Raw genomic sequence first — 437 nt, 5'->3', positions numbered from 1 at the left:
TCAGATACCTGAAGACCAGGTTGAGCGTTTCAAGGCATCTCTTGCTATTCATCGATCAAATTTTGGTCTGGGTCAATATTGTGTCGTCATTACGAATTCTCGCGAATTTATCGCCAGAATAGAAGCCACTCTCAGGGAAAAATGCTTTCGAATCGCCCGGGGCCTAGTTGAGTGTTTTGATGAGCATGAGTTCCATGGAACATTAGATGCAGATAAGGTGGGGTTCTACAAGCGCTCAGTATATGAGGTTCAAAGTGAATACAGATTTCTCGTTGATTCCGATGTTTCCGCAGAAAGCTCTTTCTGGCTCGAAGTCGGCGATCTGTCGGACATCACTATGATCATGACTCCAGAAGAGTTTAATGAGAATCTTGAGGTTGAGTTTCATGCACAACAAGGCCATGCAGCCGACGCTCCTTCGTCACGCGGCTGATGGC

1 protein-coding gene is annotated in these 437 nt (G+C 46.2%); it reads left to right on the top strand.

From position 1 onward, the window contains the following. Positions 1-433: hypothetical protein (locus tag IOC61_RS17520; RefSeq protein ID WP_195690016.1), on the top strand; the 433-nt coding region annotated here is incomplete at its 5' end. Positions 434-437 lie beyond the last annotated feature (4 nt).

This window comes from Halomonas sp. KAO (assembly GCF_015595025.1).
Classification (GTDB): Bacteria; Pseudomonadota; Gammaproteobacteria; order Pseudomonadales; family Halomonadaceae; genus Halomonas.
Note: the sequence above shows the minus strand (reverse complement) of the source record. Positions and strands in the feature narration are given on the sequence as shown.